The organism is Alteromonas sp. 76-1, from assembly GCF_900654235.1.
In the GTDB taxonomy this organism is placed as follows: Bacteria; Pseudomonadota; Gammaproteobacteria; order Enterobacterales; family Alteromonadaceae; genus Alteromonas; species Alteromonas naphthalenivorans.
Window position 1 is genome coordinate 2,252,332 of the sequence record NZ_LR136958.1, and the last position, 20,552, is coordinate 2,272,883.

Genomic DNA, 20,552 nt, shown 5'->3' on the forward strand with positions numbered 1-20,552 from the left:
GTTTTGAAATGAATAAATCTAGTAACACACACATGTGGCACAAACCGCCGTTTTCAGTTCGCGCCCTTAACGCAGCGCTTATGGCCGTAGCGGTTATCGCTGTTATTTGCCCATTGGCGATCATTGCTTACTGCTTGGTGGCTAAGTAATGAATCCGTACGGGCGCATGTTTAAGTACATGAAAATGCCACCTGGCAGAGGCATAACGTTCAAGGTGGGCGATGCGGTTAGGCCGGTACCTGGCGCGAAATCGCTAACAGACAATATAACGTTCGACGGTACCAGTTACGCAATAGTGAAAATAGTATCGCCCAACATGATTCATATAGACGACGACCTTAACGGGCGCTGCAGGTTAGCCCCAGAAGATCTTAAGCACATAAAGAAAGATGGCAAATAGCGCCATTTGTTAAGGCTTTATAGTTGGTCAGCCTCTCTACTTTGCATTGTAACTAGTGCATCGGGCCAGCATGAAGCTTTAACAAATTACGTTTACCAACGCTAAGGAAAAACAATGGAATTAGCAGAATTCGAAATAACGCTTCTTAAGTGTTTCGACCCGCTTTCGGCTTATAGTCGACAAGCACTATTAGAACTAACCGGTGTGGCTGAAACCACTAAGCTTTCGCGCGCATTGGGCGTTCTTAATACCCAAGGCCTTATCCATAAGTGCCCAGCCGAAAAAACATGGTCGCTAACCGAAAAAGGTAAAAAAGAGACAGCACCGGTAAGCACTTCGGTTCACATAGTGACAGAAACGTGCAAAAGCAACATAGAACCTATTGCATCGGCACGCAAACCAAAGTCTGACCCGCTAACACAAGCTATACACAACACCCAGAAGCGACTAATCGCAATGGGAAGAAAGCCAGAACGCATAAAAGATAAAATTCTTACACTGGCCGAATTGGGTAAATATTTAGACCCTACAATTGACAGTTTGTTTACTGAGATAGCCGACGACCTAAAGCAGCTGGAAGCCATTACGGGGGCACGCTGTGAATCAGGCCGAGCTTGAAGCGTTGAGCGATAACACGCTGACTCCCTTCGCAGTAACGCTATATATGCGTTGCTTTTACAAAAACAGAGGCTATAGTGATGGTCTGGTTCACGTTAGCCAGCGTTCTATGCGAAACGCAATGGAACACACCCCACCACGCGGTTCTACTAAGTGTGCAGGCGCACCTTCTAGAGAAACTATCCGCACCGCAATAAGACAATTAGAGAAAGCCGGACTAATCGAATTAGCCCAAAAAGGCGACTTAAAAGAACAAAAAGCAGCCTTATTCTATTGCACTTTAGCTCACACAAAATCCTTGCGTCCAAATGAGGAACAACCAGAGAGCAACCAAGGAACAACCAGCAATAAAAAATTCCCGCATCCCACGGCTGGCAACGCATACAGCGGAAATGTCGTAAATTTAAAGAAATTCGATGAACAACCCATACCTACTAAACCTATAGAAGATGAAGAAGATAACGCGTGCGCGCGCGAAAATCTTGAATTCTGTGGTGACTGGGTTGGCTTAGCAAATCAAGCGGGTTGGTCTGGCAGTAACGAAGAAGCACAAGCGCTGTTCAACAAGTGGAAACTAAGCGATAGCGCAAACACCTACCGACATATCACAACACACCGAAAGTACTGGATGCGTTATTGCGCAGCCATCAGACATAACCAGGTCAAAGGGGTCAGTCATGCACTCAACCAGCAATCTAGTCAACAACGTGGGTACCGCAATGCAACAGCAACCGCAATGCGAGACTGCATTGAACGGGCGCAACGAGGGGAAGGTGTTGAAGCCTTCGACTTCAGTAACGACCAGGCTTGAAACGGTTTACCAGTTTTGCATGACAAACTTGAAACCTGTGTTGATGGAGTACTGGCCAGAGTTTGTGAACAAGTACCCAGAACTGGATATGCAGCAATGGGCCATTCGTGAATATGCGAAACAAATGGTCGATGAAGGCATTAGCAACAGTAAACAAATTCAGAGCGGGATCACCAAAGCCTGCAAAGAGAAGTTTCGGCCTCGGCCTACTGAGTTTGCGAAGCTTTGCAAGCCAACCGCTGAAGAACTTGGCTTACCATCACTACGCGAAGCCATGGATGAAGTAATTGCTCGAAAGGGTAAATACAAAAATCAAGAATTCACTTTTAGCCACCGCATTGTTGAATTGATTTGTGAGCGTATTGGTTATCGCGTTTATCGAATGCGTGATTATGAATTCGCTGAGCTTTTCAAAGGTGAATACGATTATTGGATAAGTCGTTACATGTCGGGTGATTTACCCGCTGCACACAAAGCACTGGAATACACGCCGCCCACGAAAGCCAAAATTGATAGCTACGTAGCAAATCATGGTTTGCCAATGCTAGGTAACGACACGCTTAGTCAGAAAATAAGAGAACTTGGTATTGCTGTAAAGCACAAGCGCCAAGAATACATCAGCACCCCAGAACAAAAGGCAGTTTAACGTGAAAGATGTTAACCAAGACACAAGCGAAACCGAGACGTTGTTGAACGAGTGGGGCAAGTGGGCCCGTATGGGTTTAGGGCTGAATATTGGCAGGGGAGACAGTAACAACGTTTATTTCATCAATGATGACATGGCATTGTTAATCGACAGGTTGGTAGCTGAGCTTAAGCGAGATAGACCGCTTCTAGCCAGCATAGTGGTGATGTATTACCGTTCTGATTACAATTATCCGATGCTAGCTAATGCGCTGAAAATAGGTGAGACGAAAGCAAGAAGTTTACATAAATCAGCTATTTGTTGGATTGATGGTGCCTTGGTGGGGTTCACGTTAGAAGTTAATATTGCATAATTTTAAAAAAATAGTTGATCCACGCGCGCGGATCATCTACCTTGTTTCCCGTAAGCTCACGAAAATTGCGTTTAACGAGAAGGTCACCAAATTGGTGGCCTTTTTTTATGCCTGCTTTTCTCTGCTTCTTGCTTGTTTTTCCCACTTCGCCTCACCATTTGGTGGGGCTTTTTTATTGGTGTTTACAATGTTCCCATACGGTAAAACTTCACAAGCGCGGCTTAGTACGTGCCATGCTGATATTCAAACCATATGGAATGAACTTTCTAAGTACATCAACGCTTCAGTGTTTTGTGGGCATCGTGGGCGAGAAGACCAGAATGATGCATTCGAGAAAGGATCGAGTGAGTTAACATGGCCTAACTCTAAACACAACGTTTACCCTTCAATGGCTATCGACTCAGGCCCATACTTCGTTGCACTGGGTAACACAGATTGGAAAGATGAAGTAGCGTTTGGTGTATTTGCTGGCCATGTCATGCTAGTGGCTAGACAGCTATACAAACAAAAAAAGATTACTCATCTAGTTCGCTGGGGCGGTGATTGGGATATGGACGGTAGAAGCCGTGATGAACGTTTTCGTGACTTACCCCATTTTGAATTGTACGTACCGGAGCCCCTTACATGAATTGGTCAAATGTTGGTGATTACCTTAAAGGGAATACAACCGGCGTTACGTCGTTAGTCGGCTCATTGTTAACCGGTAACGTGTTAGGCGCTGTTAGCGCTGGCGCTTCCATGGTAGCTAGTGCAACCGGCACTACAGACCCAGAACAAGCACTGTTAGAATTGAAGGGCACACCTGGCACAATGTTAAAGTTGGAAGAAATAGCATTGCAGCGTGAAGCTGAGGTTAATCGCCATATTGAGTCCGTTATGAAGTTAGAGTTAGACGACCAACAGCGTAGCCATTCAGAGACACAGGCCACTATCCGTAATGGCGATAATGCGCAAGGTATAGTCAAGTATGTAAGGCCTTCACATGCAACTGTATCGCTTATTGCTGCAGTGTATTATGGCTTATTCACTATCTCACCAGACATATTGGTGCTTAGTGCGTTCTTAACGCTGCCCTTTACATATGCGGGTTTGAGAGCGTATGACAAGCGCAACGTGTTAGCCTTCAATAGTAAGATCAATCTAAAGTCTAATTAATCTGGATAGACATTTGCATAATCATGTTGTTGACCCAACTGAAGGACACAACAACATGCACACCTACGACGATACTAATAGACCATTCACAATGACAGACAAAGCATCAATGACAACTTACGCAGGTAGCGCTCTATCAGCGGTATGGGGCGTGATGACTTCACAAGAGTTCGGCATCCTCGCTGGTGTTCTCATTGGTGTAGTTGGTTTACTTGTTAATATTTATTTCAAGTTGCGAGACGACAGGTACAAGCAAGCGGAAGAGTTCAGGAAGCAACAGCTACACACTAAGATGATGAACCCCGATGAAGCGATAGATACCACTCACAACCATCTATAAAAAAAGCGCGGGTCCTTTTGGAGGCACCCCCTCACACGGCGCATTGACTCGCGTTTTTCTAACAGCTATAAAATTTCATAGGGGGGTTATATTTTGTTTGATTTAGATGATAAAGCTAAACAAACAGAATTTGCTTCTTTGGTTGGTGCATCGCAACCGGCCATACACAAACACCTTGATAGCGGAACGCTAGTTCGCGGCGGTACCTACCGCCAGTGGCTACGCGCTTACTGTGAAAAATTACGAGACGAAGCATCAGGCAGAACTGCAAGCGACCAACGCTTGCGGCTTGATGAAGCACGTACCCGTGAAGCTGTTGCCAATGCCCGTAGTAAAGAACTTGCTCTGTTCAAAGAAGAAAAGCTGGTACTCGAAAAGGGTATGGTTCGTGAAGCAATTGATGCATGGATAGCTATCGCCAAATCTGAATACATGAATTCAATTGACAAAATTATTGCCGAGTTGGAAAGCCAACACGGAATCAAAATAGATAGAGACCCCATTGATGGAACTACTGCAGCTGCCATGCGAGTTATTGCAGACTTCCAGTTCCAATCTACAGACCCTAATTGAAGAATCCCGCTCGGGCTGGTTACCGCCTGAGAATATCCCAACCCGCGAATGGCTAGAAAAGTATTTCAGATTACCAGCTGAAGACGCGGATTTTGCTGGGCTGTATAACGCAGATTATGTTCCATATTTCTGGGGTGTAATGTATGCGCTAGACGACGACTTTGTAGAAATGGTCGGCTTGATGAAAGCTGCACAAATCGGCTGGACACTGCTAGAAACTGGCTGGATAGCAAAACGTATTTGCTGTGAACCCAGTCGAATACTTGGTCTTTTCCCCAAAGACGATAAAGCACGTGATTTCATAGAAGAGAAATTCGAACCTGTCATACGGGCCACACCGGAACTGGCCAAAAAAGTCGACGTTTCAACCAGTCGAAAAGCTGGCAACCGAAGCAATAAAAAGAATTTCCCTGGCGGTTCACTGAAAGTGTTTGGTTCAAACTCTGTCAGTAACGTGAAATCTACACCTTCGCCGGTAGTGTTAGTTGAAGAGCCGGACGATACCAACGGCAATGTGGGCGATCAGGGTGATGCTATTCGCTTAGCCCGAGAGCGTATCAAGCGCTTTAGAAAAAGAAAGTTTGTTATTGGCGGTACGCCGTCAGTAGAAGATTTAAGTGAAGTTGAGCACTACATCAACTTAGGCACTCAGCGCGTGTTACCCGTGGCGTGTCACGACTGCGGCGATACACATGTTCTTGACTGGGAAAATGTAAGCTGGGTAGAGCGTGACGAAGGCACTGTTCATCCTGTTTATGGCCGACACATACCTGAAAGCGCAATTTATGCCTGCCCACATTGTGGCAGCGCGTGGAACGATTGGCAGCGCCAGCAGAATATTTTCAATACTTGCGACCAGGCAGAGAAAGCCGGTGACAAGTTTTGTGGCTGGGTACCTACGGTAGAGACAGATGGTGTAATCGAAACCTTCAAAGGTTTGTCTGAACTTTACGTTTGTATACCAGGTACCAGCTTAGCCAGTCTGGTGAAAGATTATCTTGAAGCCGAACATGAAGCCGCGGCTGGTGATGAAGCTGGGCGAATCATCTTTCAAAACTCAAAGCTTGGTAAGCCTTACGCGTACCGTAGTAAAGATAATCTTGACCATGAGCAGCTTCAAGCGCTGGCAGACGACTACCCAGAACTTACGGTACCTAAAGGCGGTTTAATTGTTACTGCTGGTATTGATGTTCAAGACGATAGGCTAGCAATAATCATTCGCGCCTTCGGACGAAACGAAGAAAGCTGGCTGGTTTTATGGAAAGAAATCTCGGGCGATACGGTTGATAAAAACGACCCAGTCTGGGATGAGCTAGACCAAATATTATTTAATGGTTTTGAGCATGAAACGCTGGGTCGCGTGTTTTTATCTGCCGCCAGTATTGATAGCTCGGACGGTGGTACTAACCATGCGGTTTATCACTATGTAAGAACGCGCAGTAAAAAGCATCGCCGCGTTCATTTAATGGCTATCAAAGGTGATAGTAACGACAACGGGAAGCGTGAAATATTCCGTTTACCCTCTGCAAAAATTGATCACCATAACGCCAAGCGAACCACTAAAGCCGATAAACACGGCGTTCTTGTGTACTTAGTAGGTACACACAAAGCAAAAGATATTCTTTCTAAACGTCTGCAGGGTACTGCGGCCTTTATGCATAGCTATAAAGACGCCCGAGCAGATTACTGGGAGCAAGTGACAGCGGAAGTTAAAGCCCCAAGCAAAAAATTACGGGGCCAAATGACATGGCAAGTGCGAAGCGGCCGACGAAATGAAGGTGGCGACTGCGAGGTTTATGCCCTGCATGCTGCTATGTCTCAAAAAGTGCATGCAAAAACCCCCGCTCAGTGGGATGCAATAGAAAATAACCTTAGCCAGAAAGACATGTTTAGCGAAGCGCTAGAAGCTGAACCAAAAACAGAAAGCAAACCTTCACGCAAACGAAGAGCAAATTCACCCGCTGCGCGACCACGCCGGAAACGCGCATTTGATTCTCAGGTTAGATAATGAATGAACCCAAACGCATAATCAAAGGTGACTCTGTTGCCTGGTCGCGTGTGATTGCCAATGCATCCCACACTTATCAGTACATTCTTGTAGGGCCAGACAGCAAATTCACCATTGATGCCACTGTTGATAATGGTTTTTTAGATGTAAATCTAACCAGCGATAAAACCAAAAGCTTTCAATCCGGCGAATACCGCTGGCATTTGTTCAGTGATGATGGAACTGATCGCTTCAATGTTGCGCATGGCTACCTTGTTATAGATGCCAACCCGCATGATTTGGAGCATTGCGATACATCTTCACATGCTGAGCGCGTGCTTCGTGCTATTGAAAAGCGTATCGAGGGTCGAATTTTATCAGACCACGAAAATTACAGTGTGGACGGTAGAAGCCTTACGCGCATTCCTATTGAACAACTGGAAAAGTTAAAGCGCCGTTACAGTTGGCAAGTACGCAAAGTGAAAGTTAAAAAAGGCTTAGTAGCCAACCCCCGCCGCGTTTACTACAGGTAATTTATGTTCTCTTTTCTAAGAAAAAAGCCAACTGAGCCAACATCAGAAGAGCCTGTTCGCAAAGAGCCGGTTATTGACGCTACCGCATTAGGGGGAAATACAAACGCCCGTGATGCAAAACGGCACAAGGCATACGCGCAGCAGCGATTTGCTGCAGCTAGCAGCCCTAGAATCAAAAGCAATAGCTTTTTTTCTGCTGGATTGAGCGTAGATGAAACCTTGCGCCGTGATTTGCTGCGCTTAAAAGCTGCCAGTCGTGCGGCCGGTGAAGATGTTGGCTACATGAAACGCTACTTTTCCATGGTGCAAACCCATGTCATTGGTGACAAAGGGCCACGACTTCATGCAGAAGTAAGAGACAAGCGCGGTGAGCTAGACAAAATTGCCAATCAGTCCATCGAAAAAGGCTTTATGCAGTGGGCCAAGTTGGGCGTTTGTGAGATTAGCGGCCGCATGGATTTAGTGGCAGCAATGCAATTGATAGCGAAAACAGTGTGTCAAGATGGTGACATTATTATTCGTCACATTGATGGTGCACCGAATAAATTTGGTTACGCCTTTCAGTTGTTAGAAGCTGATTTACTTGATGTGTCGCTGAATAAAGATTTAGGTAACGGCAACCGCATTAAAATGGGTGTTGAAATTGATAAATGGGGCAGGCATACGGCCTACCATTTACTGACTAACCACCCAGGGGAATTTACGTGGTCGTTAAATGGTAAGCGTTACATGCGTTTGCCAGCAGATGAAGTACTACTTCCTTTCCCAATGTTTCGCCCTGGTCAAACTCGCGGGGTTCCTTGGGCTCACGCATCACTTCTAGATTTTCATGATATTGGCGGTTACCGCGAATCATCATTAGTAGCCAGCCGTATTGCCGCCAGTAACATGGTGATGTACGAGCGAGACCCAGAACAAGAAGCGCCAGAAGAAGATGAAGAAGGTGATTTCATCTTTGAACTAGACCCTGGCGGCGCAGCCATTACCCCAGAAGGTTATCGCGCCAAAGAAACCAACTTCCAACACCACGGCGATTCAGTAGCAGATTTTCAAAAAGCAGGGCTTAAAGGTGCGTTTGCTGGGGTAGATGTTAACTACAGTACCGGCGGTAACGATTATGAAGGTGTGAGCTGGTCAAGCTTGCGTCAAGCCGTCTTAGAAGATCGTGAGCATTGGAAGCGACACCAAGGCTGGTTCATTAGCCAAGTGGCTAGTGTTATCTATCAGCGCTGGCTTAAAAATGCTTTGTTGCATGGTGGCATTGAAAATCTTATGCCGTATGACTTAGAGCGCTCAGTTGATGCGTTCTCGTTTAAAGGCAGACGCTGGCAGTGGGTAGACCCACTTAAAGATGAGCAAGCTATTGGTGCGTCTATGGATAACTTCACTTGCAACCCGATGGATGTGCTTAACGAAAAAGGCGTTGATATTGATGCGATGGCTGAAGGTTGGGACACATATCTTTCAGCGTTAGGACCCATGATGAAAGTGGCCAGTGAATTAGGTATCGGAAAAGCCGCAAAGCTGGCCGTGGCCAGTGCTAAAGCAGCGCCCTCAAAAAATGGTGATGATGATGAAACTGAATAAAGTTACCGCAGACATGTTTCGAAAGGGTGAATGCCCTGTAATGCAGCGTGACATGGCCGCAGATGTAGAAAGTGTAGATGAGGAAAGCCGCGTAGTAACGTTGAGCTTTTCCAGCGAATACGAAGTTGAACGCTGGGGTTGGGTTGAAACGCTTGGCCACAACGAAGGTGAATGTGATTTAAGTCGAATTACGAATAAAGGCCCGTTCCTATCTGATCACAATTGGAATGACCAGCGCGGCGCAATCCAAAAGGCATGGATTAAAAACGGCCGTGGTTACGCAGAAATTAAAATGAGTCGTAACCCGCTTGGCCAGCAGCTGCTTGTCGATATGCAAGATGAAATTCGCGTTAACGTTTCCGTTGGGTACCGCATTCATGCGGCGCAACTGGTGCGTGAAGAAAAGGGGCTTGAGTACTACCGCGTAACGCACTGGGAACCCCTTGAAATATCCTCTGTATCTGTTCCAGCAGATCCAACCGTAGGGCTGGGGCGCGCTGAAGAGATACAAATTAACCCTGTAAAAATAACCACCACTGAGGTACGTAAGATGGATGATGATGAAATCCAAGTAGTAGACGCCCCGGCTGAACAAACCGCTCGCTCGGTTTCACCGGAATCCACCAACACACAGCGCACATTTGCAGAGCCGCGTAAACCAAAAGAAGATGCTGAGCCATCTGCAGCGCAGCGCATTGCTGAAACCGCGAGTCAATATGGCGCTGAAGGTTTAGGTAACGAATTCATTGCGAAAGGGCGCTCTTATGAAGAGTTTAACAACGCATTGATTGAGCGTTTGCATAGCAAGCGTAAAGCACCTGAGTCTGAATCGACCATGATTAATTTAGATATTGGTGAGACTGAACTGCGTAAATATAGCGTTATTAATGCATTACGCGCCGTGGCCACTGGTAACTTTAAGAAAGCAGGCTTAGAGCGTGAAGTGTCTGATGCTATTGCTAAGCGTACTGGCCGTGATCCTGATGGTATTTTCCTTAGCTATGAAGCAATGGGCTATGGTTTACGCCAACAGCAAATGCGGATGCAATCTGCAGGCACGGCAGGCAAAGGTGCTGAACTGGTTGCAACTGAATTGCATGCAGAAATGTACATTGAATCGTTACGTGCTCAAGCGGTAATTGGCCAGCTTGGTGCGCGCATGGTTTCGGGCTTAGTGGGTGATGTTGATATTCCTAAGCAAAATGGCTCTGCAACGTTCTACTGGGTTGAAGAAGATGGCGCGGCAACAGATAGCGACTTAGCGTTTACCACTGTTCAGCTGCGCCCTAAAACATTGGCTACTGCAGTGCCTATTACCCGCCGTATTATGACGCAATCAACGCCAGATATTGAAGCGCTGGTATTAGGCGATATTATGCGCGGTCAAAGTCTCGGTTTAGACCACGGGGCATTGTATGGCTCTGGTGCTAGTAACCAGCCAACCGGTATTGTAAATACATCTGGTATTGGTGCTATTGCATTTACAGCACCAGGCAAACCCACATGGGAGGAAATCGTTCAGTTTGAAACTGATGTAGCTGAAGCTAATGCCGATGCTAACACCATGGCTTACCTAATGCGCCCTTCCATGCGCGGCACACTGAAGTCGACAGAGAAAGCAGCTGGTACCGCTAAATTTATGTGGGAAGGTGGACGCGTTAACGATTACAACGCTGCAGTAACTACTCAAGTTAATGCTGGTCAGATTTTATTTGGTGATTACTCTCAGGCGCTAATTGGCTTGTGGGGCGCGCTAGATGTAGTGCCTGATCGCGCGACCAAGGTTGCGTCTGGTGGCTTAGTGATGCGTTTATTCCAAGACGCTGACGTTGCTGTTCGTCATCCTCAAGCATTCTGCTTAGGCGAATAATCCGCATTTAATTAATGTTTAACTGCTCTAAAGCACCTGAAAGGGTGCTTTTTTTATAAGGTGAAAAAAGATGGCTACAGTAGCTAAGAAGGTAAGCTTTGAACTCACACGTGGTGTGCGTTTAAACGGTAAAGGGTATTTTCCAAAAGCGAAAGGTAAAGTGATCCTTTCGCTTGCTGAACCACTGGCAAAAGAATTGGCTGCAGCGTCGAAAGGTAAAATTGTAACTGCTAAAGCTAATACAGAAGTAACTGAACCTGTTGACGATGACGGCTTGGATGCTGCATTTGGTTCTGAAACGGACTCTGAAGGCGAAGGCGAATAACGCTGTGAGCTTTCAAAGTGATATGGCCTCGGACATGGAGAACGTTTTTTTTAATGACTTCAAGCACGAGGCCATTATCAATGGGCAGGTTGTTAAAGGATATCTTTTTAGAAACGCGCATGAGTTTGGGAGTTTAGATACAAACCAAATTCGTTTCGATATTCCTTCAACTCAATTGCCAGCGCTGGAACGCCGTTCAATTATCACGGTAGAAGGCGTTAAATATGTTTATATCACTAAAGAATCAAGTGGTGATTTAGTGAGTCTTATTCTTGAGCGTTCGCGCTCATGAGTAAGGTGGTCTCGGTTGACTCAAAAGAAGCCATCGCTGAAATGAAGCGAATGAGCCGTGCGCTAAACGTACACCGCAAAGGTGAAGTCAACCGTGCCATGGCTGCAACAATTAACGATAGCCTGAAGCGTTCACGTACAAAAATAGTTCGCAGAGCTTCGAAAGCAATGCAAGTGAAACAGGCCCCAATTAGAAGCAGGGTTAAAATAACTCGCGCTAAAACCACTAATTTAAACGGCAAGGTTTGGGCTGGTACCAACCGCCTAAGTGCGCGAACTGCTGGCGCAAAACCTCGCGGTGATGGTCATGCTACAGGGCCTTATGAATGGTCGAATACATTCACCAATAGCGGGTTAAAGAATATCTACATTCGAAAAGGGCAGGGGCGAGGCAATATTGAAGTGGCTGGTTTCGGGGCAAAGTTTACTGAACGTGCCTTAGTCAACGCAGTAAACACTGAAACCGAAGCGGCACTTTCTAAAGACTTTCCTGCAGAGCTATTTCGCCAATTGAAATGGCGTTTAGATAAAGCATTAGGTATCAAATAATGGCAACACGAGCCCAAATTCGCGAAAAGATAAGGGCGGTTTGTGAGCCAGCTGGCTTTCAAAAAACCTTTGCCTATTCCCCCTCGCAAGTATTTGAAGATGAAATACCGGCGCTTTCTGTCTACTTCGAAGATGGAGAAACCGAATACAGTTTTGATAATGAAGGCGTAACTGATGGACGCGTTATTGTTGAAATTATGCTGCAAGAACCTGGCGATTTAGATGCTGCTCTAGATGCCAAGGCCAATCAAGTTCAACAATATCTTCGTGAAAAACCTTTTTTGGATGGTTTGATTGAAGGGATGAATAGAACCAATTTTGCATATGACCGCGACGGCGAAGCCTCAACGGGCGTACTGCTACTTACTTACACAATACAATACCTAGACGAGGATTAAACCATGAAGGGTAAACTTACTTCATTGCACCGCTCTACTGATACTGGCTCTACCTTCGGAGATTCCATTGCCGATATTATGTCGATGGAACCCGGCGAAATGACATCTGAAGTTGTGGATGCAACGCAATACGGTACCGATCATGATTGGAAAGAGTCGGATTATGGCCTGCGCGATGGCGGCGAATGGAACATTACTGTTCGTTATCGTGAAAACCAGACTGATGTTGAAGCTCTGATTGATGCTTACCACAACGGCACAAAAGAGTATGTTCAAGTGCAATTCCCAGCACCTATCAGTAAGGGTATTGATTTTCGTTGTTTGGTGACAAAAGTGGGCTATGCGACACCAAAAGAAGGCCAGATTGACCGTACACTTACTCTGAAAGTAGACGGGCCCGTCAACGAAGCTGACATTACATAATGTTCTCTTGGTTTAAGCGGTGGCGCGCTGAACGCAAAATGCCAAAGGATGAAACCTTTAATTTTCGAGCGATTAGCGCAGTTGTCAGTTTCGGCCGTTGGATTATCGTTGAGTTAAGCGGCGCTGATTGCGTGGTTATAATGGATCAGCTGAACTTAATTCAACGTTCAAATACCCCCGACGAACAAAAAGGTCGAGAAGTGATGGCGTTGCGGTATCAAGCCATTGCTATGTCACTTAGAACAAAGCGGGGACGCATACCCCTTGACTGGCAAAATGAAACCGACCTGTTATTTCTAGCCTCGTTCCCTCAATCGCAGGTCACAGAAGCGTTAGGTGAGATAGCGAAGGTTTCAGATATGCAATGGTTAGACCCTCAGTATGTTCATGATGCTGCTGAGCAAAGCGTTGAAACCCAGCAGCTTGAACCGCTAAGTGATACGGAGCTTGCAGCAAACCCCTCATAGGCCAACCCTATCGAATCGCCACTTTGCGGTTGGCCTTAAAACTTGGTCAGTGTGATGCTGATCACTTCCTACGTAAATTAAGCGCGTCTCAGTTGCTTGAATGGTTTCGGTTTGCCGAGCTTGAACCTTTTGGGGCACGCGTAGAGCAAATGCAAACTGCAGGTTTACGTGCTCAAGTGGCAAATTATTTACGCAAAAAAGGCAGTGAACCATTCACTGCTCAAGACTTTGTGCTTGGGTATAAACCACAAGTGCAGCCCAAACAGATGAGTGTTGAAGAACTTTATCGCCGTTTCACTGGACAGTCATGAATAAAAAGAATTACGAAGTTGAGCTTAAAGGGAATACCCGCTCATACCGCACCGAATTCGGGCGAGCTATTACCAGTAATGAACGCTTCAATAATTCAATGCGTGGTTTGTCTCAAGGTGCTACTGCTATTCAGGGGCCAATGGGTGGTGTGGCCAGTAGAATATCTGTTGTTAACTCACTGTTTTCTAGTGGCGCAATTGTGGCCACTGGATTGGCAGCTGCTTTCGCTGGTGTGGTAGCAGTTGGTTATAAGTCACTTCAGGTGTTTAACGAGTATGAACGTTCTCAGTTACGGACTGAGGCGCTAGTTCGCGCCACGGGTAACGCCGCAGGCTTTAGTGCTGAGCAATTACAACAGCAAGCGGATAGTGTGGCGTTAAACACGCTGGCCTCAGTGCAAGGCATTACTGAAGCGCAAAATGTACTGCAAACATTTAAGTCTGTGAGTGGCGAAACCTTCACGCAGGCCGTTGAGCTCTCGCAAGATATGGCGGCGGTTTTTGGTGGTACGGCCAAAGACAAAGCCCTGCAGCTAGGTAAAGCACTTGAAGACCCTGTTGCCGGTATAAACGCACTTAAGCGAAGCGGTATAAGCTTTACTGCTACACAAAAAGACATGATCCGCAGCATGGTAGAAGCCGGTAATGTTGCTGGGGCTCAATCGGTAATTCTTGAGCAGTTAGCGGGTCAAGTTGGTGGCGCGGGTTCAGCCGAGGCGGGAGGTTTGGCCGGTTCGGTTGACACGCTTGGTCAGCGCTGGGATGAGCTGTTATTAAGCTTTTCAGAAAGTACGAATTTGGGTGGGGGTGTTAGTAAATGGCTAGATGGTATTTCCTATTCTCTTGACTACCTTCGCGGAAAAATTAAACCCACTATTCAAGAGTTAGAAGTTGAGCTTGCTGTTCTTGAATCCAAAGCAAATGAAAGTACTTCGAAACGTGGTGAGAATGCTAGACGTGCGGCTAATGCCATAAGAGAAAGTGAAAAGGCTGAAATCGAAGAGCAGATATTACAGCTTAAAGCTGAGCAGGGCGATTTAGATGCTTTAAATGCTCTTATTGAAAGCCGCATTAATAAGCTAGCTGATTTAGATCAGCAAATTCCGAATGCTGGGAATACAAAGATAGGCCGATTTGGTCGCGGTGATAGCGAGAAAGAAGAGCTTCAAAAACAGAAAAGAAAAGCGGTTGGTGAGCTGAATGAATATAAGCGCCAATTAAAAGAAGTTGAAGCGGCAACCACTGCGCATGAAGAGACACAAAGAGCGATAAAAGATGAAGCAACTGACCAGGCCAATGTCAGACGAAATGCCGAAGCTGAAAAAGTTATTGCTGGCTTGCAAACCCAATACGAGCGTATTAACGACGAAGCGCTAGCAGCTGAAGGGCGCGATGCTGAGTTGGCCAACGTGCGTTATGAACGCAAAGTTGCAGCCATGAATGCTGAAATTGAACTGCTACGCGAAAAGGGCTTACTCACTGAAGAATTAGAAAAAGCGCACCAAGAAGCGTTAGATAATTTACTTTTGTCACGTGATGACAAGGTTGCAGAAATAAATCAGCGTGAAATTGACGCCGCTTTAGAAAAATACTCTGCCATTCGTGAGGCCGCGCTTGAAGCAAATGATGCTGATATTGAGTTGGCCGAGTTTCGCCATGAAAAACAAGTTGAAGAAATCGAGGCTGAACTTGAAATGCTTCGTGAAAAGGGGCTGCTAACTGAAGAAATTGAAGCGGCTCATAAGCAAGCGATGGAAGATTTAGAATCTACTCATCAGGCTAAGCTTACTGAAATTCGTGATGAAGCACGTGAAGATGAACTTAAAAAAGAGCAAGAAAAAAGAGAACAATTACAAGCTGGATATAACGCACTGTTTGATGTTGTCGGAAGCTATTTTGACGGCATGGAAGGTAAAGAGGCCGGTTATGCAAGAACGGCGTTAGCGTTAGGGCAAACGCTGCTTGATGACAAAAAGCGCAAAGGGTTACAGTCAATTTGGACTAACACCATGGATGCGGCGATGGGTGCATATAATGCGCTTGCCGGCATTCCAATTATAGGGCCTGCTTTAGGGGCGGTTGCTTATGGCGGGGTGGTGGTAACTGGTGCCGCTGCAGCTGCAAAATTAACGGGTATGGCTCACAGTGGTATGACTAACATACCCCGTGAAGGTACGTATCTACTGGACGGCGGCGAACGTGTACTTCAGCCAGAACAAAACCGCGATTTAACACGCTTCTTATCTTCCTCAGATGTAACCAATAATGCATCTAGTTTCAGCGTGAGGAATGAAAACAACTTCTACGGTGATAGCTCTTCTATCGACTGGCGTGAAAAATCACTCAGCGATAAACGGTTTATTCGCCAGTTAAAATCACGTTTGCAGAGACCCGCTTAATGGCATCTTTTCCTATTGAATACTTTACCGAGGTTGATCCTCAGTTCGTTGTCGATATCGTTAAAAACGAAGAGCGTCTTTATGAAAACAAAAGTCAAGGTAGTGAAGCGCCGTATTATGTTTTTGCACTTACGTCAAAGGCGGTATCGCACGATGCAGCGATGGAAATTAGCGGCCACTTAGATTGGTATAAAGATTCTCTTCGTAATTTCACGCTGAAAAACCCGCTTAAGTCGGTTCGATCTCACACAGGTCTATATCTTTATACTGCGGCCAGTGAGGGTGATGAAGAAATAGAAATCGGCGGAATTACACCCAGTGTAGTCAAGGCTGTATGGGGCGGCGATTTTATTCAGTTCAACAACGATACCAAAGGGTACCGGCTGGCATTTAGTGAAGACTCTAACGCTTCTGGTGTTTGTACTGTCACGCTGACCCAGCCATTACTTAAAGATATGGCACTTGGAACGCCTATTGCCTATGGGTCAAATGTTGAGTTTCAAGTGTGCGTTAAAAATAGACAGGGTGGCGAGTTCGGTATTAAGAGTGCTGGCCGTGTTGTGTTCGATGTAGAGCTTATGGAGCAGCAATGATTTCATTAAGCGCTGAAGATTTAGAGAGGTTCAAGGGTTACAACCCGACGCGTTACAGCTGTCTTCTGTTGAAAATGCAGTTGAATGGTGACTGGATTTATTTAACTGATAAAGACGTACCGGTTACTTATGCTGGCGCTACTTATATACCAGGTTACATCACTTCTAAAAGTATTGGTGACATAGAGATCACATCAGAGCCTGCAACGAACGATGTTAGCGTTACTTTAGATGCGAGAGACGGCGCGTTTGTTTCTTATTTTCTACAAGAAGGCTGGATGAATGGCTCGGCAACTATATACGAGCAATTTGCCGACGAAAGCGGCGTTATCCTTACGCTTAATATATTTCAAGGGCTTATTGACTCGCGTGATTTGGTACCTGAAACGCAAAAAATAGACGTGGGGATAGCGTCTGTGTGGGCAGACTTCGAGAAGCAATCAGGGACGAAAACAAATTCAGGTTCACAGCAACGTTATTACCCTTCAGATACCGCGTTTGACCATGTGGCACGGGCGCAGCGTAAAATTTATTGGGGTAAACCAGCGCCAGTAACGACAACAGCAACTACTACCAGCGGTGCATCGGGTAGCGGTATTTTTGCAAACCCAAATTCGGAGTTATAATTTTGGGTCTATTCAGTTTTGTAGGTGATTTCTTTTTTGGCTGGTTGCAGCCTGATGTGCCGGAGGCGTTACCACCTGGTGCAGAGCTTACCTCTGCACAAACCGATGCATTTATTGGCAAAGTGTACGGTACTGTCGAGAAGGCGCCTGGCAACATTATTTTTAAAGAAACAAATGATGCCGACGACGACGATATTAAAAATGATCTTTTACATATTATTGTAGTTTGGGCTGAGCAGGTTGAAAGCATTGATGAAGTTTATATTGATGATATACCTGCATCTTCCAGTAACCCGGCGTTCTTTCATGATGATGGGGGGCGAATAGTTCATGTTCGTAATTTCCCCAATGGCATGGATAGTTATGTAGATTCTAATCTCACGAGGGCAGGCTGGCGCTCAACAGATTCTGCATCTGGCAAGGCATGTTCATACATAAGATTGGAATACCACGGCGGCGAGTACGCTATTTCATCAGAGCCAAAATTAACTGCTGACCTTACCGGCACCAATCATTCTAATCCTTCTCATGCATTAAGCAATTACTTACAGGCGAGTGGTTATGGCAAAGTTTTGTCTAGCAGTTTACTTAATCTGTCTTCTTTTGCTACTGCTGAAGTGCTTTGTGATAGTCGCGTTGAAGAGGTTGCTGGGCAGACTCAAACGCGCCCTTTGTTTTCGTGCAATGTAAAGCTAGATACCAGTGAAAATGTACTTGATAACGTCAACAAGCTGCTTAAGCCAATGCGTGGCTGGTTACCTATTATTAATGGGCAGCTGACGTTAATTGTCGAAAAAGATGATGACCCTGTTTCGGTACCTATTTTAGAGCGTGACATTTTAACTCTTGACCGTATTACTGAAGGGAACAAAAGCCAGCGTTACAATCGCGTGGCAGTGACTTACTACGACCCAGAAGCTGACGGTACGGCGCAAGAGGCAGTTTACCCAGAAGCCGGAAGTGAAATTGAAGCAGAATTATTAGCAGAAGATAACGGAGTACTGCTTGATACTTCCGTTGAATTGAAAACATGCCGTAATTGGTTTGAAGCATTTGAGTTTGCAAAGACGTGGCTAGAAGTTTCTAGGCAGCAAACGCGCACCCGAATTACGCTTCCAAAATGGGGCCTGATTTATCACGTAGGTGATATTGTTCCTGTTTATCATTCATTCCCTGGCTGGGAAGGAAAGTTATTTCGTATCGAGTCGACGAACTCTGACCGAAAGACTGTGACGCTCAGCGTTCGTGAGCATCAGCCTTATATTTATGACTTCTTTGGTGAAGGCAATAAGCCTGAATTACCTGATACCAGTTATTCAAATGCACCCCCAGCCATACCCGCCGATCTCGAAGTTGAGCACGTCTATACAACGTTTACTCAAGTTAAAGTGTCGTGGGTTTCTGAGTCGCTTAGATTTACCTATCAAGTGATTTCCAGTACTGGCCTAGTGTTAGAGAGCGAAACTATTGCTAGGCGCTGGGTTGAGCTTAGTGGTTATGCATTAGGTACCTATTCTTTTAGGGTTAGGGCGTTGGGTGGCTTAGCGCAGCGTTCTGGCTGGGCTGAAATTCCTATTGTTATGCAAGAGCCTGGCATTCCTACTGACATCACTATCAATGCCGGTGCGTTTGAATTAGAAGTTATACCGTATTTGGCGGGTTCTGATTCTTCAACCGCGTTCTTGTTCGCAATTAGCCACGATATTGAAGACACAGAACCACCGCTACCGCATCGCGGCCCCGCGCACGCTTATACATTCCCCGGCTTAGCGCCAAACCGAGAATTTAGAATTTGGGTATGTTCTACCAATGCGCTAGGTGATTCAGATTGGACCTCGCTGCTTGCCTCAACCAGCACTGCAGGTTCGAATTGGGATGACATAGTTCGTTCGGTAACGATACCTGGCTTACCTGAAAACCTTGGGAATACCATTAGTGGTGTAGTGGAAGATATTGAAAACTGGTCTAAGAAAACTGGTGATTTAGGCGAGGAATACGAAACGTTAATATATAACGTAACGCAGGTAGTACAAGCCAACCAACTAAACAGCCTTGAAATAATTGGTGTTAAACAAAAAGTAGGCGGTAGCAGTGTTCAAGCTCAAATATCAGAGTTTAAAAATGCGCAGATTGGCTATGAAGATAGTGAGGGCAACTGGGTTGAAGGCGCTGCTTTCGCTCAAGCATTTCAAGAGGTAAAGATAAATAACCTGGAAGGGCAAGCTGTTAGCGTATTTTCATATTTCCAAGCGCTCGAAAATGCCATTGGCGAAGTTGAAGGTCAAATTCAATTTGCTATTGATGCTAACGGCCGCATGACAGGCGTGTTTATTAATGGAAGTGAAACCGTTTCTGAGATTGTTTTTCTCGCTCAAAATACTTACTGGGTTGATAGTGAAGGTTATGTTGTGCTGGGTGTTAACACCGGCACAGGTGAAATGGAGTTTCACGGTTCTGGACGATTTTGGGGTAAGTTAGCTTCACCAGAATTCCAAATGATCGGCAGCAGCTTTATGAAGGTTGAATTGGCTGATGGATTTGGCCCCGATGACCTTTGGTACTGGTACGGCCCCGCATTATTAAATGAAAACGGTGAGCCCGACTATCCGAATTTAAGCCAAGAAACAGCTATTCAATGGAAAAGTAAAGACGGGAGTTTGTCGATAGGTGGGGACCTAGAAGCTCAAAAGGCCTATCTTAAGAATTGCACAGTAGAAGAAAATTGCACTGTTAAAGGTACGGTCTACGCAAACAAAATTGAAGGTGATGTATTAGACAGGTACGTGGTCGTTGTTCAAGGTGAATATACCGTAGGTGCAAACTCAGACTACACGCTTGTACAGGGGACTGTTGTGCCTGGCTTCGTCGGTCCAGATTTCAATAGAACGCTGACAATATCAGGATTAGCTTTTGACCATCAGGGCGGCGGCGGTTCAACGTCCAACTTTGATGTGGCGCTATATATCGATGGTGTAGAAAAGCAGCGTTTCAACTCTCGAAACGTAGAAGAAGAGGGTTCTGTTACTGTCTCGCTTGGTGCCGTTATCCCTCAAGGTATTGACAATGTGCATTTCAGAGCAGCGCTAGAAACCAGCACTAATGACAATATCTTAGTTCAGCAGTCGGCAATCATAATTGACGTTGCTAAAAACGGCGAGACCATCAGCAATGTAACTGCTCTATACAACGGGTCAACTCCCCCGAGCGGTAGCACTGGAGGCGGTACAGGTTCAGGTGGTAACGGCTCAGTGGTTATTGGCTCAGGTTCAACCGGCAATGAACAAATTCCCTAATTAGC

Annotated in this window: 25 protein-coding genes; all 25 read left to right on the forward strand. The window is 45.8% G+C overall.

Annotation, left to right across the window (positions count from 1 at the left end):
* Window positions 1–8 precede the first annotated feature (8 nt).
* Window positions 9–149, forward strand: coding sequence for a hypothetical protein (locus ALT761_RS20600; protein WP_172602869.1), 141 nt, complete (start codon window positions 9–11; stop codon window positions 147–149).
* Entirely contained in the window at window positions 149–400 is a 252-nt protein-coding gene (locus tag ALT761_RS09675; protein ID WP_129738324.1) for a hypothetical protein, read from the forward strand. The genes ALT761_RS20600 and ALT761_RS09675 overlap by 1 nt, the downstream gene beginning before the upstream one ends.
* Before the next feature lie 114 nt (window positions 401–514).
* A complete protein-coding gene (locus tag ALT761_RS09680) occupies window positions 515–1,018 on the forward strand; it encodes a hypothetical protein (RefSeq protein ID WP_129738326.1) in 504 nt (167 codons plus the stop codon).
* Window positions 999–1,829 carry a hypothetical protein gene (locus ALT761_RS09685; RefSeq protein WP_129738328.1) on the forward strand — a complete coding sequence of 277 codons (831 nt, stop codon included), beginning with the start codon at window positions 999–1,001 and terminating at the stop codon, window positions 1,827–1,829. Before ALT761_RS09680 ends, ALT761_RS09685 begins: the two co-directional genes overlap by 20 nt.
* Before the next feature lie 19 nt (window positions 1,830–1,848).
* On the forward strand, window positions 1,849–2,475 hold the full coding sequence (locus tag ALT761_RS09690) for a replication protein P (RefSeq protein WP_129738330.1): 627 nt from the start codon (window positions 1,849–1,851) through the stop codon (window positions 2,473–2,475).
* Window position 2,476: 1 nt separating this feature from the next.
* Window positions 2,477–2,827, forward strand: coding sequence for a hypothetical protein (locus ALT761_RS09695; protein ID WP_129738332.1), 351 nt, complete (start codon window positions 2,477–2,479; stop codon window positions 2,825–2,827).
* A 187-nt stretch (window positions 2,828–3,014) separates the two neighbouring features.
* Window positions 3,015–3,455 carry a M15 family peptidase gene (locus ALT761_RS09700; RefSeq protein WP_129738334.1) on the forward strand — a complete coding sequence of 147 codons (441 nt, stop codon included), beginning with the start codon at window positions 3,015–3,017 and terminating at the stop codon, window positions 3,453–3,455.
* Window positions 3,452–3,982: a hypothetical protein gene (locus tag ALT761_RS09705; RefSeq protein ID WP_129738336.1), complete on the forward strand. Its 531-nt coding sequence runs from the start codon at window positions 3,452–3,454 to the stop codon at window positions 3,980–3,982. The genes ALT761_RS09700 and ALT761_RS09705 overlap by 4 nt, the downstream gene beginning before the upstream one ends.
* Window positions 3,983–3,995: 13 nt before the next feature.
* On the forward strand, window positions 3,996–4,322 hold the full coding sequence (locus ALT761_RS09710) for a holin (protein WP_197724994.1): 327 nt from the start codon (window positions 3,996–3,998) through the stop codon (window positions 4,320–4,322).
* A gap of 93 nt (window positions 4,323–4,415) precedes the next feature.
* Window positions 4,416–4,895: a hypothetical protein gene (locus ALT761_RS09715; protein WP_129738338.1), complete on the forward strand. Its 480-nt coding sequence runs from the start codon at window positions 4,416–4,418 to the stop codon at window positions 4,893–4,895.
* Window positions 4,858–6,903 carry a phage terminase large subunit family protein gene (locus ALT761_RS09720; RefSeq protein WP_232043570.1) on the forward strand — a complete coding sequence of 682 codons (2,046 nt, stop codon included), beginning with the start codon at window positions 4,858–4,860 and terminating at the stop codon, window positions 6,901–6,903. Before ALT761_RS09715 ends, ALT761_RS09720 begins: the two co-directional genes overlap by 38 nt.
* Window positions 6,903–7,415: a hypothetical protein gene (locus ALT761_RS09725; RefSeq protein ID WP_129738342.1), complete on the forward strand. Its 513-nt coding sequence runs from the start codon at window positions 6,903–6,905 to the stop codon at window positions 7,413–7,415. Before ALT761_RS09720 ends, ALT761_RS09725 begins: the two co-directional genes overlap by 1 nt.
* Before the next feature lie 3 nt (window positions 7,416–7,418).
* A complete protein-coding gene (locus ALT761_RS09730) occupies window positions 7,419–9,002 on the forward strand; it encodes a phage portal protein (RefSeq protein WP_129738344.1) in 1,584 nt (527 codons plus the stop codon).
* On the forward strand, window positions 8,989–10,872 hold the full coding sequence (locus ALT761_RS09735) for a phage major capsid protein (RefSeq protein WP_172602870.1): 1,884 nt from the start codon (window positions 8,989–8,991) through the stop codon (window positions 10,870–10,872). Before ALT761_RS09730 ends, ALT761_RS09735 begins: the two co-directional genes overlap by 14 nt.
* 70 nt (window positions 10,873–10,942) lie before the next feature.
* Entirely contained in the window at window positions 10,943–11,197 is a 255-nt protein-coding gene (locus tag ALT761_RS09740; RefSeq protein WP_129738348.1) for a hypothetical protein, read from the forward strand.
* 4 nt (window positions 11,198–11,201) lie between these two features.
* Window positions 11,202–11,489 carry a hypothetical protein gene (locus ALT761_RS09745; RefSeq protein WP_129738350.1) on the forward strand — a complete coding sequence of 96 codons (288 nt, stop codon included), beginning with the start codon at window positions 11,202–11,204 and terminating at the stop codon, window positions 11,487–11,489.
* Window positions 11,486–12,037, forward strand: coding sequence for a hypothetical protein (locus tag ALT761_RS09750; protein WP_129738352.1), 552 nt, complete (start codon window positions 11,486–11,488; stop codon window positions 12,035–12,037). The genes ALT761_RS09745 and ALT761_RS09750 overlap by 4 nt, the downstream gene beginning before the upstream one ends.
* Window positions 12,037–12,435 carry a phage tail terminator protein gene (gpU, locus tag ALT761_RS09755; RefSeq protein WP_129738354.1) on the forward strand — a complete coding sequence of 133 codons (399 nt, stop codon included), beginning with the start codon at window positions 12,037–12,039 and terminating at the stop codon, window positions 12,433–12,435. Before ALT761_RS09750 ends, gpU begins: the two co-directional genes overlap by 1 nt.
* A gap of 3 nt (window positions 12,436–12,438) precedes the next feature.
* Window positions 12,439–12,858 carry a phage tail tube protein gene (locus ALT761_RS09760; protein WP_129738356.1) on the forward strand — a complete coding sequence of 140 codons (420 nt, stop codon included), beginning with the start codon at window positions 12,439–12,441 and terminating at the stop codon, window positions 12,856–12,858.
* Complete coding sequence (locus ALT761_RS09765) at window positions 12,858–13,325, forward strand: hypothetical protein (protein ID WP_129738358.1); 468 nt, start codon at window positions 12,858–12,860, stop codon at window positions 13,323–13,325. Before ALT761_RS09760 ends, ALT761_RS09765 begins: the two co-directional genes overlap by 1 nt.
* 23 nt (window positions 13,326–13,348) lie before the next feature.
* Window positions 13,349–13,636, forward strand: a complete 288-nt coding sequence (locus ALT761_RS09770; RefSeq protein WP_129738360.1) for a phage tail assembly protein T — start codon at window positions 13,349–13,351, stop codon at window positions 13,634–13,636.
* Window positions 13,633–16,035, forward strand: a complete 2,403-nt coding sequence (locus tag ALT761_RS09775) for a phage tail length tape measure family protein (RefSeq protein WP_129738362.1) — start codon at window positions 13,633–13,635, stop codon at window positions 16,033–16,035. Before ALT761_RS09770 ends, ALT761_RS09775 begins: the two co-directional genes overlap by 4 nt.
* Window positions 16,035–16,628, forward strand: coding sequence for a hypothetical protein (locus ALT761_RS09780; protein ID WP_129738364.1), 594 nt, complete (start codon window positions 16,035–16,037; stop codon window positions 16,626–16,628). Before ALT761_RS09775 ends, ALT761_RS09780 begins: the two co-directional genes overlap by 1 nt.
* On the forward strand, window positions 16,625–17,254 hold the full coding sequence (locus ALT761_RS09785; RefSeq protein ID WP_129738366.1) for a hypothetical protein: 630 nt from the start codon (window positions 16,625–16,627) through the stop codon (window positions 17,252–17,254). The genes ALT761_RS09780 and ALT761_RS09785 overlap by 4 nt, the downstream gene beginning before the upstream one ends.
* A 2-nt stretch (window positions 17,255–17,256) precedes the next feature.
* Window positions 17,257–20,547 (forward strand): phage tail tip protein, encoded by a 3,291-nt coding sequence (locus ALT761_RS09790; RefSeq protein WP_129738368.1) that lies wholly within the window; start codon window positions 17,257–17,259, stop codon window positions 20,545–20,547.
* Window positions 20,548–20,552: the final 5 nt, after the last annotated feature.

Excerpts from the sequence above, each read along its gene's own strand:
- ALT761_RS09775 (WP_129738362.1), top strand. The coding sequence starts at position 13,633 with ATGAATAAAAAGAATTACGAAGTTGAGCTTAAAGGGAATACCCGCTCA.
- gpU (WP_129738354.1), top strand. The coding sequence starts at position 12,037 with ATGGCAACACGAGCCCAAATTCGCGAAAAGATAAGGGCGGTTTGTGAG.
- ALT761_RS09730 (WP_129738344.1), top strand. The coding sequence starts at position 7,419 with ATGTTCTCTTTTCTAAGAAAAAAGCCAACTGAGCCAACATCAGAAGAG.
- ALT761_RS20600 (WP_172602869.1), top strand. The coding sequence starts at position 9 with ATGAATAAATCTAGTAACACACACATGTGGCACAAACCGCCGTTTTCA.
- ALT761_RS09675 (WP_129738324.1), top strand. The coding sequence starts at position 149 with ATGAATCCGTACGGGCGCATGTTTAAGTACATGAAAATGCCACCTGGC.
- ALT761_RS09765 (WP_129738358.1), top strand. The coding sequence starts at position 12,858 with ATGTTCTCTTGGTTTAAGCGGTGGCGCGCTGAACGCAAAATGCCAAAG.
- ALT761_RS09760 (WP_129738356.1), top strand. The coding sequence starts at position 12,439 with ATGAAGGGTAAACTTACTTCATTGCACCGCTCTACTGATACTGGCTCT.
- ALT761_RS09750 (WP_129738352.1), top strand. The coding sequence starts at position 11,486 with ATGAGTAAGGTGGTCTCGGTTGACTCAAAAGAAGCCATCGCTGAAATG.
- ALT761_RS09725 (WP_129738342.1), top strand. The coding sequence starts at position 6,903 with ATGAATGAACCCAAACGCATAATCAAAGGTGACTCTGTTGCCTGGTCG.
- ALT761_RS09705 (WP_129738336.1), top strand. The coding sequence starts at position 3,452 with ATGAATTGGTCAAATGTTGGTGATTACCTTAAAGGGAATACAACCGGC.
- ALT761_RS09780 (WP_129738364.1), top strand. The coding sequence starts at position 16,035 with ATGGCATCTTTTCCTATTGAATACTTTACCGAGGTTGATCCTCAGTTC.
- ALT761_RS09740 (WP_129738348.1), top strand. The coding sequence starts at position 10,943 with ATGGCTACAGTAGCTAAGAAGGTAAGCTTTGAACTCACACGTGGTGTG.
- ALT761_RS09785 (WP_129738366.1), top strand. The coding sequence starts at position 16,625 with ATGATTTCATTAAGCGCTGAAGATTTAGAGAGGTTCAAGGGTTACAAC.
- ALT761_RS09700 (WP_129738334.1), top strand. The coding sequence starts at position 3,015 with ATGTTCCCATACGGTAAAACTTCACAAGCGCGGCTTAGTACGTGCCAT.
- ALT761_RS09735 (WP_172602870.1), top strand. The coding sequence starts at position 8,989 with ATGAAACTGAATAAAGTTACCGCAGACATGTTTCGAAAGGGTGAATGC.
- ALT761_RS09680 (WP_129738326.1), top strand. The coding sequence starts at position 515 with ATGGAATTAGCAGAATTCGAAATAACGCTTCTTAAGTGTTTCGACCCG.
- ALT761_RS09690 (WP_129738330.1), top strand. The coding sequence starts at position 1,849 with ATGACAAACTTGAAACCTGTGTTGATGGAGTACTGGCCAGAGTTTGTG.